This window comes from Nguyenibacter vanlangensis, from assembly GCF_038719015.1.
GTDB classification, from domain to species: domain Bacteria; phylum Pseudomonadota; class Alphaproteobacteria; order Acetobacterales; family Acetobacteraceae; genus Gluconacetobacter; species Gluconacetobacter vanlangensis.
Genome location: NZ_CP152276.1, coordinates 3,139,971 through 3,155,790 on the forward strand (window position 1 = coordinate 3,139,971; position 15,820 = coordinate 3,155,790).

The 15,820-nt window shown below is 68.4% G+C and carries 15 protein-coding genes and 1 tRNA gene; 10 read left to right on the forward strand and 6 right to left on the reverse strand.

The features are described 5' to 3' along the window. Nucleotides 1–132: 132 nt before the first annotated feature. Nucleotides 133–258 (reverse strand): hypothetical protein, encoded by a 126-nt coding sequence (locus AAC691_RS14655; RefSeq protein WP_281362832.1) that lies wholly within the window; start codon nucleotides 256–258, stop codon nucleotides 133–135. Between the two features lie 279 nt (nucleotides 259–537). On the opposite strand from AAC691_RS14655, the gene AAC691_RS14660 reads away from it, so the two are divergent. Together AAC691_RS14660 and AAC691_RS14665 are read left to right on the forward strand one after the other, a co-directional pair. Beyond that, nucleotides 538–1,035: a nucleoside deaminase gene (locus AAC691_RS14660; RefSeq protein ID WP_323989249.1), complete on the forward strand. Its 498-nt coding sequence runs from the start codon at nucleotides 538–540 to the stop codon at nucleotides 1,033–1,035. Nucleotides 1,036–1,259: 224 nt separating this feature from the next. After that, the gene (locus AAC691_RS14665) at nucleotides 1,260–2,849 is read left to right on the forward strand and encodes a Do family serine endopeptidase (RefSeq protein ID WP_408904630.1); all 1,590 of its coding nucleotides are present in this window, start codon (nucleotides 1,260–1,262) and stop codon (nucleotides 2,847–2,849) included. 37 nt (nucleotides 2,850–2,886) lie between these two features. Here AAC691_RS14665 and AAC691_RS14670 read toward each other — a convergent pair whose 3' ends face one another. Next, a complete protein-coding gene (locus AAC691_RS14670; protein WP_323989247.1) occupies nucleotides 2,887–3,936 on the reverse strand; it encodes a beta-eliminating lyase-related protein in 1,050 nt (349 codons plus the stop codon). 81 nt (nucleotides 3,937–4,017) lie between these two features. Here AAC691_RS14670 and folD point away from each other — a divergent pair, with 81 nt between their 5' ends. The 3 genes from folD (at nucleotide 4,018) to AAC691_RS14685 (ending at nucleotide 8,027) form a co-directional block, all read left to right on the forward strand. Further along, on the forward strand, nucleotides 4,018–4,953 hold the full coding sequence (gene folD, locus AAC691_RS14675) for a bifunctional methylenetetrahydrofolate dehydrogenase/methenyltetrahydrofolate cyclohydrolase FolD (protein WP_342627444.1): 936 nt from the start codon (nucleotides 4,018–4,020) through the stop codon (nucleotides 4,951–4,953). Further along, the gene (locus AAC691_RS14680; protein ID WP_342627445.1) at nucleotides 4,950–5,705 is read left to right on the forward strand and encodes a methylenetetrahydrofolate reductase; all 756 of its coding nucleotides are present in this window, start codon (nucleotides 4,950–4,952) and stop codon (nucleotides 5,703–5,705) included. Before folD ends, AAC691_RS14680 begins: the two co-directional genes overlap by 4 nt. 240 nt (nucleotides 5,706–5,945) lie before the next feature. Continuing rightward, on the forward strand, nucleotides 5,946–8,027 hold the full coding sequence (locus AAC691_RS14685; RefSeq protein WP_408904629.1) for a M1 family metallopeptidase: 2,082 nt from the start codon (nucleotides 5,946–5,948) through the stop codon (nucleotides 8,025–8,027). Between the two features lie 28 nt (nucleotides 8,028–8,055). On the opposite strand, the gene AAC691_RS14690 is transcribed toward AAC691_RS14685, so the two are convergent. Beyond that, nucleotides 8,056–8,634: an NUDIX hydrolase gene (locus AAC691_RS14690; protein ID WP_342627446.1), complete on the reverse strand. Its 579-nt coding sequence runs from the start codon at nucleotides 8,632–8,634 to the stop codon at nucleotides 8,056–8,058. Between the two features lie 215 nt (nucleotides 8,635–8,849). On the opposite strand from AAC691_RS14690, the gene AAC691_RS14695 reads away from it, so the two are divergent. From AAC691_RS14695 to AAC691_RS14705, 3 genes are all read left to right on the forward strand, one after another. Next, on the forward strand, nucleotides 8,850–10,052 hold the full coding sequence (locus AAC691_RS14695; RefSeq protein ID WP_342627447.1) for an MFS transporter: 1,203 nt from the start codon (nucleotides 8,850–8,852) through the stop codon (nucleotides 10,050–10,052). A gap of 56 nt (nucleotides 10,053–10,108) precedes the next feature. Then, nucleotides 10,109–10,690 carry a TIGR00730 family Rossman fold protein gene (locus tag AAC691_RS14700; RefSeq protein ID WP_342627448.1) on the forward strand — a complete coding sequence of 194 codons (582 nt, stop codon included), beginning with the start codon at nucleotides 10,109–10,111 and terminating at the stop codon, nucleotides 10,688–10,690. A gap of 119 nt (nucleotides 10,691–10,809) precedes the next feature. Further along, nucleotides 10,810–10,886 (forward strand) — tRNA-Pro (locus tag AAC691_RS14705). Nucleotides 10,887–11,384: 498 nt separating this feature from the next. Here AAC691_RS14705 and AAC691_RS14710 read toward each other — a convergent pair. The 3 genes from AAC691_RS14710 to AAC691_RS14720 all read right to left on the reverse strand — a co-directional run bounded on the left by AAC691_RS14710 (nucleotide 11,385) and on the right by AAC691_RS14720 (nucleotide 14,278). Then, nucleotides 11,385–11,657: a type II toxin-antitoxin system prevent-host-death family antitoxin gene (locus AAC691_RS14710; protein ID WP_342627449.1), complete on the reverse strand. Its 273-nt coding sequence runs from the start codon at nucleotides 11,655–11,657 to the stop codon at nucleotides 11,385–11,387. Between the two features lie 262 nt (nucleotides 11,658–11,919). Continuing rightward, complete coding sequence (locus AAC691_RS14715) at nucleotides 11,920–13,371, reverse strand: amidohydrolase family protein (RefSeq protein ID WP_342627450.1); 1,452 nt, start codon at nucleotides 13,369–13,371, stop codon at nucleotides 11,920–11,922. A gap of 109 nt (nucleotides 13,372–13,480) precedes the next feature. After that, nucleotides 13,481–14,278, reverse strand: a complete 798-nt coding sequence (locus AAC691_RS14720; protein WP_342627451.1) for an aspartyl/asparaginyl beta-hydroxylase domain-containing protein — start codon at nucleotides 14,276–14,278, stop codon at nucleotides 13,481–13,483. A 401-nt stretch (nucleotides 14,279–14,679) separates the two neighbouring features. Between AAC691_RS14720 and AAC691_RS14725 the strand changes: the two genes are divergently transcribed. Then, nucleotides 14,680–15,264 (forward strand): hypothetical protein, encoded by a 585-nt coding sequence (locus AAC691_RS14725; protein ID WP_342627452.1) that lies wholly within the window; start codon nucleotides 14,680–14,682, stop codon nucleotides 15,262–15,264. Between the two features lie 101 nt (nucleotides 15,265–15,365). Continuing rightward, nucleotides 15,366–15,737 carry a hypothetical protein gene (locus AAC691_RS14730; protein ID WP_246285575.1) on the forward strand — a complete coding sequence of 124 codons (372 nt, stop codon included), beginning with the start codon at nucleotides 15,366–15,368 and terminating at the stop codon, nucleotides 15,735–15,737. Nucleotides 15,738–15,820: the final 83 nt, after the last annotated feature.

Genomic DNA, 15,820 nt, shown 5'->3' on the forward strand with positions numbered 1-15,820 from the left:
AGATCCGAGAGGCTGCATCACAAGCTCTGCGGGCCGCTCTCGCTCGGTCGCAGGGCTTGTGATGCAGCCTCCTGCGCACCGCCGGAATGCGGCGTGAAACGCCGAGCTTGCGGCCCGCCGCCGGAACCGGGATCAGCCGTCGGAAAACGCGGTCTGGATGTTGGCGGTCAGGGTCTGGTGTCCGACCAGCCCCGGCTCGCACGCCGAAAAACCGATGACGATTGCCGCGGCGGCCAGGATCAGCGTAAGCGTGTTCATCGTCTTTCTCCTGCCCATATCGATGTCGAATGTTACAGGGAACGCTGTAGGCTCGAGGGGCACGGTGGCAGCGGGATTCTTGTCTGTCCATTAAATTCGCTGCTTTTTCCGCCGGCCCGTGCCGCCCCATGGCCGGCTGGAAACGTGAGGCGGTGTAACATCCCGTGATCGCATGGCGCGCACGGATGGCGCGGGCCGCCCGTCCCGCGCTATGGCCCGAACGGGGCGGTCCCGGGGGAGTTGCATGGGGCGATTGCAGGGATGCGGGGGATAGGGTCGATGACAAAGGAAGGGAAGGCCGGCGCCGTCGTTCCCGCCATGGGCACCCCGGGGGATCCGATGGGGATCGCGATGGACGAGGCCCGCGCCGCCGCGGCGCGGGGGGAGGTGCCGGTCGGCGCGGTGCTGCTGGGGCCGGACGGGGCGGTGCTGGCGCGCGCGGGCAATGCGGTCGAGGCCGGGCACGATGCGGCGGCCCATGCCGAGATGCTGGTCATGCGCGCGGCGGCGCGGCGCCTGGGCACGCCGCGCCTGGTGGATTGCACGCTGGTGGTGACATTGGAACCCTGCCCGATGTGCGCCGCAGCCGCCGTGCATTTCCGGATCGGGCGCATCGTCTTCGGCGCCTATGACCCCAAGGGCGGCGGGGTGGACCATGGTCCGCGCCTGTTCGACCGGCGCGAATGCCTCCATCGCCCCGAATGGGTGGGTGGCGTGCGCGAGCGCGAGGCATCGGCGCTGCTGCGCGATTTCTTCGCCGCGCGGCGCGGGCCATGATACGCGCGCGGTGATTTGCGCCAGCGGCGCGGCTGGCGCATTCTTCTAACGCATCTTTCATCGGCAGGTATGGGAGAGGTGCGGAATGCCGATGCATTCTGCCAGGGTACGACACAGGACGCGGGCGTCGGCAGCGGCCGGCCGGCCCGTCAACGATCAGGAATGCTATGTCTGACGCGTTTGATCTGATTTCTTCCGTTCCCGCTCGCCGGCCCCGCGCCGGGATGGCAGCCGGGGTGGCGCCCGGGACGGCGCGCGCCAGGGTGCTGGCTGCGAGGGTGCTGCCGGCGAGGGTGCTGGCGGCGCTGGTCGCGGGTACCGTGCTGGGCGGCGCGGCGGCCTGTGGCGGGCTGGCGCCGGCGGCACGGGCCGATGAGAGCGGGGTGATCCGTCCGGACACGCAGCAGGCCCTGCCGAACTTCGTCAGCCTGGTGAAGCAGGTCAAGCCGGCCGTGGTGTCCATCACCGCCAACCTGCGCGCCGACGCCGTCGAGGATGAGGAAGGCGGGGCGCAGGGGCAGCAGCAGATGCCCTTCCCGTTCCCCTTCCCGTTCCAGATGATGCCGCAGCAGCCCCAGCGCCGCACGATCGAGGCGCGGGGATCGGGCTTCATCATTTCCGCGGACGGCTACGTCGTCACCAACAACCACGTGGTCAAGGGCGCGACCAAGGTGACGGTGACGCTGGATGACGGCACCGCCCTGCCGGCCAAGATCGTCGGCCGCGATCCCAAGACCGACCTGGCGCTGCTGAAGGTGACGACGCAGAGCAAGCTGCGCTTCATCGAGCTGGGCGAGTCCGACAAGGTCGAGCCGGGCGAGTGGGTGATCGCCGTCGGCAATCCCTACGGGCTGGGCGGCACGGTGACCGCCGGCATCGTCTCGGCGCGGGGGCGCGATATCGGCGACGGGCCGTACGATTCCTTCATTCAGGTCGACGCGCCGATCAATCGCGGCAATTCGGGCGGTCCGCTGATCACCCAGGACGGCAAGGTCGTGGGGGTGAATACCGCCATCCTGTCGCCCGGCGGCGGCGGATCGATCGGCATCGGCTTCGCCATCCCGTCGGACGTGGTGAAGAATGTCGTCTATCAGCTTGAGAAGACCGGGCATGTCACCCGCGGTTATCTGGGCGTGGTGGCGCAGTTGATCACCCCGGCGATGGCCAAGGCGCTGGGGCTGAAGCCCGCGGCGCCGGGCGTGCCGCCCAGCGGGGCGCTGGTGGCCAGCGTCAGCAACGGCAGTCCGGCGGAAAAGGCCGGGATCAAGGCCGGCGACGTGATCACCACCCTGAACGGCCAGAAGGTGGACAGCCCGCACGACCTGGCGGTCAAGGTCGCCTCGATCACGCCGGGCACCAAGGCGACGCTGGGGTTCCTGCGCAACAATGCCGAGCAGACCGCGACGGTGACCATCGCCAACCTGTCCGGCGCGCAGACGCCCGACGGCGCGATGGGCGAGAAGAACGAGGGCGGCCCGCGCCTGGGCGTGTCGCTGTCGCCACTGACGCCCGACCTGCGCCAGCAGCTCGGCCTGGACGGGTCGGTGCGCGGCGTCGTCGTCAGCGACGTCCAGTCCGGATCGCCCGCCGACCAGGCCGGCATCCGCCCCGGCGACGTGATCCAGGCGGTGGGCAACCGCCCGGTGGAGAATCCGGGCGCCACCGTCACCGCCGTGCGCGCGGCGCTGAAGGCCAACCAGTCCGTGCTGCTGCGCATCCTGCGCAACGGGCAGAACATCTTCGTCGCCGTGACGCCCGGCACGGACAACGACAATGACGGCGGGGCCAGCGGCCCGGGCGACGACAACAACTGACCTGCCGGCTCTGTCCTGTCGCCCCCGCCCGGCAAGGTCAGATCGCGGCCAGGGTGGCCAGCAGCGCGTCCACGTCGGCGATGTGGGTGTCGTAGCTGGTCACCAGCCGGATCACCGTGCCGTTAAGTCCGGCCGGCGTGCGCCATTCGCGAAAGACATAGCCGGCGGCGCGCAGATGCGCGACGGCCGGATCGGGCAGGGCGACGAAGATTTCGTTGGCCTGGGTCTCGTACACCAGCCGGGCGCCGGGGTGGCGGAACAGGCCGCCGGCCAGCCTGTGGGCCATGGCGTTGGCCTGCCGCGCGTTTTGCAGCCACAGATCGTCCTGCAGATAGGCAAGCAACTGCGCGCTTAGGAAACGCTGCTTGGACCAGTCATGGCCGCCGCGCTTGCGGCGGCGGGCGAAGTGTTCGGCCCGCGCGGGGTCGAAGACCAGCACGGCCTCGGCGGTCATCGCCCCGTTCTTGGTCGCGCCCAGCGCCAGGATGTCGATGCCGGCCTTCCAGGTCGCCTCGGCCGGGGTGCAGCCCAGGCTGGCGATGGCGTTGGCCAGCCGGCTGCCGTCCAGATGGACCGCCATGCCGCGCGCCCGGGCCCGGGCCGCCAGTTCGGCGATCTGCGCGGGGTCGTAGACCGTGCCCCATTCCGTGGCCTGGGTCAGGCTGAGCGTCGTGGGCAGGTTGTTCAGCACATTGTGCGCCGGATGGCGGTCGAGCACATAGGACAGCGCGTCGGGCCGCATGCGCCCGTCCTCCGACGGGATGGGCAGCAGCCGCGCGCCGCCGGTATAGAAATCGGGCGCGCCGCATTCGGCCTGCACGATATGGGCACTCTCATCGCACAGGATGGCGCCGAAGGGCGGGGTGGTGGCGGCCAGCGCCAGCGCGTTCGCCGCCGTGCCGGTGGCGACGGGAAAGACCTGGACCGGATGTTCGAAGACGTCGGCCGCGACCTGCTGCAGCCGGGCGGTCCAGGCATCCGCGCCATAGGCGGGCGCCGTGCCCTCGTTGGCCGCCATCAGCGCCGCCATGATGGCGGGACAGGCCGGAACGACATTGTCGCTGCTGAAATTCTTGCGTATCTGCACCTGCACGATATCCCCCATTTTCAGGGCCCATCTTTAAGGGTTGTCCCCTGCCATGTCATCCAATCGCCTTCCGGAGCGCCCATGACCGAGCCAGTGTCCGCCGTACCCGCGCCCGCTCCCAGCATGTCCGCGCGCCTGATCGACGGCAAGGCGTTCGCCGCGGCCATGACGCAGAGGATCGCGGCGGAGGTCCATGCGTTCCATGACCGCTACCGGGTGACGCCGGGCCTGGCGGTGGTGCTGGTGGGCAACGACCCGGCCAGCGAGGTCTATGTCCGCAACAAGGCGTTGCAGACCCATCGGGCCGGCATGCGCTCGTTCATGCACATGCTGCCGGCCACCACGTCGCAGGCCGAATTGCTGGCGCTGGTCCGCCGGCTGAACGACGATCCGGAAATCCACGGCATCCTGGTGCAATTGCCGCTGCCGGCGGGGCTGGACCCCGTGGCGGTGACCAATGCGATCCGGCCCGAGAAGGACGTGGACGGCCTGGGCGAGGTCAATGCCGGGCGCCTGGCGCTGGGCCAGCCCGGGATCGTGCCCTGCACGCCGCTGGGCTGCCTGATGCTGCTGAAATCGGAGCTGGGCGACCTGCGCGGGCTGCATGCCGTGGTCATCGGCGCGTCCAACCTGGTCGGCAAGCCGATGGCGCAGCTTCTGCTGGCCGAGGGCTGCACCGTGTCGGTCGGGCATATCGACACGCGCGACCCCGCGGCCCTAGCGCGCCAGGGCGATATCCTGGTGGTGGCCACCGGCGTCGGCGGCCTGGTGCGCGGCGACTGGATCAAGCCGGGGGCGACGGTGATCGACGTGGGCATCACCCGCGTGACTCTGCCCAGCGGCAAGACGCGCCTGATCGGCGACGTGGCCTTCGACGAGGCCGTCGCGCGGGCCGGGCGCATCACCCCCGTGCCGGGCGGGGTGGGGCCGATGACGATCGCCTGCCTGCTGAACAACACCCTCGCCGCCGCCCGCCAGATCGTCGGCGCGGCGGCGGACCCGGGCGGTACTCCATGACGCGGATTTCCGTCGAGCTGATTCCGCGCGACGCCGAGACCCTGAAGGCGGATTCGGCCGAGGTGCGCGCGGCCTTTCCGATGGCCGACACGCTGAACGTGCCCAGCCTGATGCGCTTTGCGCTGCAGGGCTGGGATGCGGTGCCGCTGCTACGACCGGTGCTGCCGCGTGTCGTGCCGCATATCCGCGCCATCGACGTCGATCCGGACGGGCCGCTGCCCGGCATCGGGGTGCAGGGGCTGGAGGAAGTGCTGGTGGTGCAGGGCGACCCGCCCGCCGATCTCAGCCGCCGGACCTTTCCCAACACGTCGGAGAGCGTGATCCGCCGCTATCGGCGCGAGGCCCCGCATCTGCGCGTCTATGCGGCGTTCGATCCCTATCGCCGCGCCCCCTATCGCGAATTGGAGGCCGTCGCGCGCAAGAAGGACGCCGGGGCCGCCGGGTTCTTCACCCAGCCGGTATTCGATGCGCGCATGCTGGAGATGTGCATGGGCTGGCTGGCCGGCGAGACGGTGTTCTGGGGCCTGTCGCCGGTGATCGGCCCGAAATCGCGGTCCTATTGGGAGACGACGAACCATGTCGTCTTCCCGCATGATTTCGAAGCGACGCTGGAGGCGAATATCGGCTTTGCCTGCCGCGCGATCCGGACCGTCCGCGCGGCCGGCGGGCATGTCTATCTGATGCCGCTGCGCGTGAAGCCGGTGCGCTATCTGGCGCCGATCCAGCAGGCGCTGGAATCACTATCCTCGTGACCTGCCCGGCGGGCGACGATCGCCCGGGGTGGGTTACGTCCGCCGGGCAATTCCGTTAGCCTCGGCCGGTTCGTCGGTTCGTCGGTCACGTTTCCCCGAAAGGTCATGATCTTGCCGCATTCCCGTCCGCGTTCGCGCCCGTCCGCCATCCCGGGAGCCGTCCAGGAGGTCTGCATCGGCGGGCGCCGCATCGGGGCCGGGGGCGCGATGCTGGCCGCTTTCCTGTGCTGCGGCGCCGCGATGCCGGCCGTCGCGGCCGACGACGCCGCGCCGGCGGCGCCCGCGGCGACATCCCCCGCCCCGGTGCTGCCGCCGCCCGACCCGGCGCGGATCTTCGCCCCGCTGGCCTATCCGACCCCGGTCAACGCCTATCGCTCGGGCGGGGGTGCGCCCGGCTGGGCCTATTGGCGGAACGGCGCGGATTACGAGATCAAGGCGGCGATCGACCCGGCCAACCGGCTGCTGTCGGGCAGCGAGGTGATCACCTACACCAACAACAGTCCCGACGCGCTGGACGTGCTGTGGGTGCAGCTCGACCAGAACATCTATCGCGACGGGTCGCGCGGCGGCTTCGCCAATCCGCAGCGCCATGGCGAGCACACGGATGGCGAGGCGATCGAGAGCGTGTCGATCGAGCAGGACGGCAAGAGCATCCCGGTCACGCCGCTGATTTCCGACACGCGGATGCAGGTGCCGCTGCCGGCGCCGCTCGAGGCCAGGGGCGGGCGCATCCGGCTGAAGATCGTCTGGCATTACACGATCCCCGGCGAATGGGGCGGCCGGACCGCCGTGACCCCCACGCGCAACGGCGACATCTATGAAGTGGCGCAATGGTACCCGCGCATGGCCGTCTATGACGATCTCCGCGGCTGGGATACCGCGCCCTATCTGGGCCAGGAATTCTATCTGGAATATGGCGACATCGACTACAGCGTCACCGTGCCGTGGAACTTCACCGTCGTGGGGTCCGGCGCGCTGCTGAATCCCGCCGACGTGCTGACCCAGACCGAGCGCGACCGCCTGGCCCAGGCCGCCCGCAGCGACGAACGGGTGATGATCCGCACCCAGGCCGACGTAAGCGATCCCAAGAGCCACCTGGCGCAGAGCGGGACCAGGACCTGGCATTTCCGCATGAACGGCACCCGCGACGTGGTCTTCGCCGCGTCGCCCGCCTTCCTGTGGGACGCGGCGCGGCTGGACCTGCCGCCGCTGGTGGTCGAATCCGGCCATCCGGCGGTGCCGCGCCTGGCGATGTCGGTCTATCCGGTCGAAGGCATCGGGGCCCATCAATGGGACCGGTCGACCGCCTATGTGAAGCATGCGATCGAATATTTCTCGCGCCAATGGTACCCCTATCCCTGGCCGGACGCGATCAACCTGGGCGGCCATGGCGCGGGCATGGAATATCCGGGCATCGTCTTCGACGGCATGCATGACAAGGACCCGGAACTGTTCTGGATCACCACGCACGAACTGGGCCATGGCTGGTTCCCGATGATCGTGGGGTCGAACGAGCGGCGCCATGCCTTCATGGACGAAGGGTTCAACACCTTCATCGACACCTATGCCTCGGACGATTTCAACAACGGGGAATTCGCGCCGAAGCGCGATGCCGAGTTCGCGCCCGCGACCGGCAGGCCGGCGGACGACATCCTGTCCGTGCTGCGCGACCCGGCGGCCCCCCGGCTGATGACGCCGACCGACCTGGTGCCCGAGCGTTATCGCCACCCGGTGACCTATTTCAAGGCGGCCTACGGGCTGAAGCTGCTGCGCGAGCAGATCCTGGGGCCGGAACGGTTCGACCGCGCCTTCCGGCGCTATATCGCGCTGTGGGCCTATCGCCATCCCACGCCGTCGGATTTCTTCCGCCTGATGGACAGCGAGGGCGGCGAGGACCTGTCCTGGTTCTGGCGCGGCTGGTATTTCAATAATTGGGGCCCCGACTATGCCGTGAAATCCGCCGCCGTGACCGGCGAGGGCCCGGCGCGCGGCGTGCTGGTGACGGTGGACAACAAGGGCTGGCTGCCGCTGCCGGTCACGCTGGTGCTGACCTATACCGACGGCACGACCTCGCGCCTGCGCATCCCGACCGAGGCCTGGCAATTGCGCAACGAGATCGAACTGACGATTCCGACCACGCGCACGCCGCAATCGGTGGCGCTGGACCCCGGGCACGACATTCCCGACCTGAACCGGGCGGACAATGTGCTGACCCTGGCGGTGCCGCCGGCCCAGCCGGCCGCGGCGCCGGCCGCCCCCGCCGCCCCCGTGGCCTCCCCGGCCTCCTCCCCGGCGACTCCGCCGGCGCCGCCGGGACACTGAAACCGGCTGCCGGCGCTATATACCGGCGCTATATCCAGCCGCGCGCGCGGATCAGGGCGATGGCGGCCAGGGTGACCATGCAGGTGATCTCGCCGTCGCGGACCATCCGGTCCATCTCGGCCAGCGGGATCGTGTGGCTGGTCATGTCCCCCTCGGTGGCCTCGCGCCGGGGGGCGCCCGGTGTCAGGTCGGTGGCCAGAAAGACCTGGCCGCGCTGGGTGGAATAGCCCGCGCCCTGATAGAGCGTACCGGCGTGGCGCAGCGTGCCGGCGCGCAGCCCGGTCTCTTCCTCCAGTTCGCCGCGTGCCACCATGTCGGGCGCGGCGTCGGGGCGATCTTCCCACATGCCCATCGGCAGTTCCCACAGCCGGGCGCGCACCGGATAGCGATATTGCCGTACCAGGGTGACGGTCGGGCCGTCCGGCCCCCGGCCCAGCGGCAGGACCACCGCGAATTCGCCGCGTTCGACGATGCCGTACAGCCCCTGGTTGCCGTCGGGGCGGCGGATGATGTCCTCGCGCACGCGGGTCCAGCGATTTTCATAGACGATGCGCGAGGATAGGGTGACGAACCCGCCATCATCGGGCGGAACGGACTCGGTGCTCATGGATCGGCTTCCTCGGCGGGCGGGTCCTGCGCTGCGCGCGACCAGCGGTGACGCGCGTTACATGATCCCCGGCGGAATGGCGGCGTCAATAAGGCGGTCGCAGGGTCGTGACGGCGGGGGGCGTCCTTTTGACCGGTCCTGCCGGGTCCCCGGGTCTTGGACACCCCCGACCCGACCCGTATAAGGGCAGGACAAACCGGAGCCGCCCTGTCGTCATGCCCTCGTCGCAGTCCGTTATGGCCCACCCGACCGTGCGGATTCTGGCGGTCGTGCTGTTCAATCTGATCTGTTACGTGGATATCGGCCTGCCGATGGCCGTCATCCCGGTCTTCGTCCACCAGCATCTGGGCTACAACACCGTGATCGCGGGGCTGGCGGTGTCGCTGCAATATCTGGCGACGTTCGCCACCCGCGCGCAGGCGGGACGGTTCGTCGATGCGAAGGGGGCCAAGCCCGCGGTGCTGATCGGGCTGGCCACCTGTGCCGCGTCGGGCGGCGCGCTGCTGCTGTCGGGTCTGTTCGTCCACCAGGCCACGCCGTCGATCCTGCTGCTGATCGCCAGCCGTATCCTGATGGGCGCCGGCGAAAGCTGGACCGCGACGGGCGCGATCCTGTGGAATATCGGCCGCGTGGGGGCCGAGCGGACGGCGCAGGTGATCTCGTGGAACGGGATCACCTCCTATGGCGGGATCGCGCTGGGCGCGCCGGTGGGCGCGGTGCTGTCGCAGATGGCGCCGCCGCTGGGCGGGCTGGTGGCGGTGGGGCTGCTGTCCGCGCTGCTGCCGCTGCTGGGGCTGGGGCTGGCGGCGCGCTACGCCGCCGTGCCGCCGGTCGTCCGGGGCGAGGCCATGCCCTTCCGCCAGGTCTTCTGGCGGGTGCTGCCCTATGGGATCGTGCTGGCCTGCGGTTCGGTCGGGTTCGGGGCGATCTCGGCCTGCCTGTCGCTGTATTTCGCCGACCGGCACTGGTCCGGCGCGGCGCTGGGGCTGATGATCTTCGGCATCGTCTTCGTGCTGGTGCGGCTGCTGTTCTCGCGCCAGATCGGCCTGCGCGGCGGCGGCGTCGTGGCCGTGGCGTCGCTGGTGGTCGAGGTGGCCGGCCTGCTGATCCTGTGGCGCAGCGGCGGCGTGGCCGCGGCCGATCTGGGGGCCGCGCTGACGGGGGCCGGATTCTCGCTGGTCTTTCCCGCGCTGGGGGTCGAGGCCGTGACCCGGGTGGGGGCGCATAACCGGGGGGCCGCGCTGGGGGCGTTCAGCGTCTTCCTGGATATCGGGATCGGCCTGTCGGGGCCGATGCTGGGGCTGGTGATCCACGGCCTGGGCTATGGCCCGATGTTTCTGGTCGCGGCCTTATTTACCGGGGCGGGGGTCGGTGCCACTCTGCTGCTTCGGGGGCGCGCGCGAACAAGCGTCGCCTGAATCGGGCGGATCGCCGCCGCCCGCATCGTGCCGCCATGTTCAGGAGGATCGCGTCCATGTCCGTTGCTGCCGTTGCCGTGTTCTGCGGGTCGCGTTTCGGCGCCCGCCCCGATTTCGAGGAAGCGGCGCGCGAGATGGGGACCAGCCTGGGGCGTGCCGGGATGCGCCTGGTCTATGGCGGCGGGGATGTGGGGCTGATGGGCGCCGTGGCGGACGCGACCCTGGCGGCGGGCGGCCGGGTGTCTGGCGTGATCCCGACCTTTCTGCGCGCGCGTGAGGTGATGCATGAGGGCGTGACGGACCTGACCGTCACCGATTCGATGCATAGCCGCAAGCAGTTGATGTTCGCCCGGGCCGATGCGTTCGTGGTGCTGCCCGGCGGGCTGGGCACGTTCGACGAGACGATCGAGATCGTGACCTGGCGGCAGCTAAAGCTGCATGACAAGCCGATCTTCGTCGTCAATGTCGCGGGGTGGGCCGACCCGATGGTCGCCATGCTGCGCGCGGCGGTGCGCGAGGGCTTCGCCGATGCATCGGCGCTGGAACTGTTCGAGGTCGTGCCCGACGTCGCCACGACGATGGCGCGGCTGAAGCAGGCCGTACGCGGGCCGGCGACCGAGAATGTCGACCGGCTCTGACGGTCCGATGTGGCGGCCCGATGTGACGGCGGGATGACAAAAATACATCTTCCCGCGCGATAGTGGGCATCGGGACCCTTGCGGAGCGGCAGGAGGGCATGTATAGCCCCCATCAAGTTCGGAGTGTAGCTCAGCCTGGTAGAGCACTGTGTTCGGGACGCAGGGGCCGGAGGTTCGAATCCTCTCACTCCGACCAGCCGCTAAAAGATCTTGTGTTCAAGCCCTGCGTTGCCAGTGGATTGGATTTCCCGGAAAAAGCAAGGACGTAGTGGGCTGGCGCGGTTCAGGCCCCGATTTTGCGTCTATTCGCTCCGCGACGCCTGCCGGAGCGTTCCTGCCTTCATCCTCTCGACCAGTCGCGCTTTGATGACAGCCAGCACAGCCGGCGGAAGCATGCCGTATGCGCCCGTCAGGTCAGGGCCGGGCCATGTGAAGGCATTCCCTTCGGAGACGACAACCCATGAGCGTTGCCCGTCTAGGCCGAGGCGGTCCTTCGTCGCCGGGGGAAGCTCTATCGCGTCGGCAGCGTCAAGGGGCGGGTAATGCGTGATAGGCAAGGCCAGAACGCGGGACGCAACGGCGACGATAACGACGCAGGGCCGATTCTTTCTGCCTTCTTCCTGTCCCTGCTGATGTTCCCTGTTCCAAAGATAGCCATATCGAATGACGAGGCCAGGAATGGGTGTCTTGGGTATCAAGGCGTCCAGTGCTTGGTTTCGTCGTCAAGATGCTCATAGCCAGGCGGCGTCTCCACGTCTTCCAGGGCACGGGCAAGCTGCGGCTCAACCGTGGCAAGGTCCTCGATACGGAATGCGCGATGGTCCAGGTCCTGAAGACGGCGGAACTCGTCAAAGCCAAGGATGACAAGGCGCTTCCTGCCGTTCTTCGTGATGGTAACAGGCTCGTGCATCGCACAGTCAGCAAGTTCGCCGTACCGCTTGATGAAGTCTGCAGACGTGACCTCCATAGCTATGTCCTCTGAAAAAATTCGAAAGTTTCAGATTATACGAATCTTTCGAATCTATGGTCAAGGTGATTTGAAATGATATGGCGGCAGCCAAAAACCAGATTTTGATGTTGCGACGCCAGGCGAGGATGCTGCCATCGACCACAATCCACTGGTAAATAAATGGTTTCCAAAGGCACCGCCTTTGGCGGGGTTCGGGGCGGAGCCCCGAAAGAGAGACCCGGGACGGTCAAGCCGATACCGCATCGCCGGCGCGGGCGCGTCAGCGTGGCGCACCGGCCAGGGATGCGGCGACCCGGCGGTCGGCCTGGGCTTCGACCGCCGCCATGTCCTGATGCAGGACGCGGCCGTGATCGACCATCAGCCGGCCGCCGACATAGACCTGTTCCAGATCCTGCTGCGATGCGGCGAAGACCAGCGTGGCGTAGGGGTCGAAGACATGGGCCAGGTGCGACGGGTCGATCATCAGGAAATCGGCGAATTTCCCGGGCTCCAGGCTTCCCACCCGGTCCGACGCGTTCAGCACGTCGGCGCTGCCCACGGTATGCAGCCGCAGGACGTCGTACGGGCCCATGATCGCGGCGTTCTGATATTTGTCGCGGACGGCGTAAAGGCCGGTGCGCATGTTCTCGAACGGATCGGCGACGTCGGCGCTGGCCTCTCCGTCCACGCCCATGCCGACGCGGATGCCGGCCTTGAGATAGGCGGGGATGTCCGCGACCCCCGAGGCCAGGCGGCCGTTCGACAGCGGATTCCACGACATGGCGGCGCCCGCGCGGGCGGCCTGGGCGACGATGTCGGGCGTGGTATGGATGAAATGGCCGAAGATCAGGGTCCTGCCCATCATGCCGGTCCGCGCGAAATCGGGGAAGACCGCCTGTTCGGACTGGATGCTGTCCGGGGGCTCCAGGTAATGGGTCTGGTTGGCCACGCCGAATTCGTGCATCAGGGTGCCTTCCAGCCGGGCTTCGGCCAGCGCGTCGGCGGGATTGGCCTCGAACGCCACGGTGCCGTTCAGCATGACCGACAGCAGCCGGCCGCCATGCGGCTGCGCCGCGCTCCATGCCAGGAACTGCTTCAGATGGCGGCGCGCGCCGTCCAGCGTGTGGTCCCGGCCGCCGGCAATGGCCTGGACACCGTGCACGAAACGGATGCCCGAGGCCATCTCGGCGCGGAATTCCTGATGATTGACGTTGTCGCGTTCCGGCGGATTGGGCAGCGCGTCCCCGTAATTGAAATTATAGGCCCCGGTAATGCCGTGCCGCAGATGGTCCAGCGCGCCGTCCAGCGTGAACCAGTAGAAATCCTCGGGCGTGGCGTGCGCGGCCTGTTGGGCGTACAGCGCGTCGATCCATCCCGGCAGCGTCTTGTCCTGCGCCAGGCCGCGATAGGCGGCCTGCCAGAGATGGCTGTGCGCGGAGATGAAACCCGGCATGATCCAGTGGCCGTGCGCGTCGATGCTGGTTGCGGCCCGCAGGTCGCGCGGCGGCTCGCCCTGCCCCACCGCGCGGATGCGCCCGTCCGCGCCGACCGTCATATAGCCGATGAACGGCGTCTTCTGGCCGTCCGCCATCGAGAACACATAGGCATTGCGGACCAGCAGCATGGCCTGCGTCTCGGCCGCGCGGGATTGCGCCGGACAGAGCGGCAGCGCGGCCAGAAGCGTCATGCCGAATGCGAGGAGCAGCGATTTACGGAAGCGCGGAATCGTCATGATCGTCCAACAGGCCGTTGAAGGAGGGGCACGATGGTGCGCTCCCTGTCTAACGTTCCTGTTGCGGAATTTCTACGGTCTCGAAATGAAATGCGGGCGGGGGCGGGATTCAGCGGGCGGGTCGGGGCACCGGCTCGGCGCCCAGCGCGTCCAGCCTGCGCTTGATGTCCTGAACGAAGCGCGAATGCTTCACGCCGAACAGGAAGACGCCCAGCAGCAGCCTGGCGACGCCGCGGCAGGGGCGCCGGACCTGAAGCAGCAGGATGTAGCGGTCCTCGTCCGTGTCGTTCCAGACCTGATGGTTGTAGGTATCGTCGAACAGCAGCGAACGGCCGTCCGCCCAGCAGATCGTGTGCAGGGCGTCGGCGCCTTCGATCTGGATCCGGCATTGCGCGCGCTGCCGCGGCACCCGCAGGGCCAGGTGGTAGGTCAGCATGCCCTTGGTCATGCCGTAATGCCGGGGGATGCGCCCGCCCGCCTCCAGCACCGAGAAGACCGCGGTGACCAGCCCCGGAATCCGGGCGATCAGCGCCGCCGTGACCGGCGCCCGGGCGCAGTTTTCGATGCGCCGATAGCCGTATCCGGCGAGGAAGAAGGATTTCCAGCGACGGTCCGCGGCGATACGGCCGTGGTCCGGCGAAAGGTCGCCCAAGGCGGGAATGTCCCGGGTGCGGAGCCGCACGGCTTCGTCACGGATCTGTTCCCAGTTGCGCTCCAGCATCGCGATCCACGGCATCCAGGCCGTGTCCAAAATCGCCCGGTCCGGCAGCAGCGAGCCGCGCATGATCACCCGGTCGATGCGGGGGCGCAGGTCCTTGCCGATTTCGAACAGGGACCGGCCTTTGAACGGCAACCGCCATTTGCCGTGCGCCGCCTTGTCCGCCCGACGCGGGACCGTGTCGTTCATGATGCCTCCCGTCACCGTTCCGGAAGTATAAATTTGCAGCACGATGCCGATCCGGGTGTCAATCGGCGCAGACCGGAGCGCGGAAAACGATGACGTGAGACTGTTCGCGCAGAAATCGGAGTCATGGAGGCACAGAGCACGTGGCGGGACATGACGGTTTATCTGACATGTCCGGATGAAGGGAAGGCGAATAGGAATGGTTACTGTTCGGTTTCCTGACACGAACTTCGCAATTCTGTGATGGCCGACGATATCGGTCGCCGGCCATAAACCCGCGGACCGGTTGAAAGAGCGTCATCCCGCCCGTGCCGCGTGGTTCGGGTCGTTACACATCGATACGCCGGTGGCCTCAAACCTCCTGCGGCGGATGCTTATATTCCGGTGCAGTGGAGGGTTGGGTCATGCGGCGATTTTTGATGGCGGGTATGGCGATGATGCTGGGCGGGTCGATGCTGGGGGGCGTCGCGGCGCCGGGCGCGGCCATGGCGCAGCATGGCGGTTTTCATGGCGGCGGCGGCTTCCATGGCGGCTATCACGGGGGCTGGGGCGGCGGCTGGCACGGCGGTGGCTATGGCTGGCATGGCGGCTATGGCGGTTACGGTTGGCATGGTGGTTACGGCTGGCGGGGCGGCTGGGGCTATCACCCGTACTGGGGCGGCGGGGGGTGGGGATATCCCGGCTGGGGCTGGGGATGGGGTTGGCCGCTGGCGTTCGGCGCCGCTCTGGGCGTCGCCGCCGGTACCGCGGCCTATGGCGGGTATTATGATTATTACGATTATCCGCCGCCAGCCGCCGCCTATGGGCCGCCGGCGGGCTATGCGTATCCGGCGCCGGCCTATCCGAGCCAGTCCTATACGCCGCAATCCTATCCGGCCCAGCCTTACGGTGCCGCGCCGGAAACGGCCCCGCCGATGCAGTCGCCGGTCGTGCAGTGCAGTCACGGGCTGGTGTTCAACCGGCTGACCGAAAGCTGCGACCGGCCATGACGTCATAGCGTTGACATAGTCCGCTGCATGATGGGGTACGGCGGTCGGGGCGGGGCCATCCGCCCCGACCGCCCGTGTTTTTTTGCGAATGGACGAAACATATGCTGACGAACGGAATGCGCGGCCTGCCGCTGCTGGCGGCAGCCGCCCTGATGACGGCGGGCCTGGCGAGCGGGGCGCGGGCGGAGCCCGGCGGTTGCCTGAAATATGGCGCGGCCGGCGCGGTCGGCGGCCACCTGGTCCATCACGGGGTGGTGGGTGCCATGGGCGGATGCGCGGCGGGCATGTATAAACGCCATGAATACCGCAAGACGGTCCGGGAAAAGGCGGCGCTCTACGACAAGGAGCACCCGGTCGATCCGAATCTCAGCGCACTGGAACGCTATCGCGCGCGCAAGACCGACGAGCAGAAGGCGACCCTGTGGGACGCCGAGCATCCGCCGGGACCGCCGGCCGGGCCTTCCGGCCACTGAGCAGGGCCATCGAGGGACGAATGGCGGGGAACGAATGACTGGGAGCAAATGACGGGGCGGCGCGCCGGGCGAAGGTCCGGCGC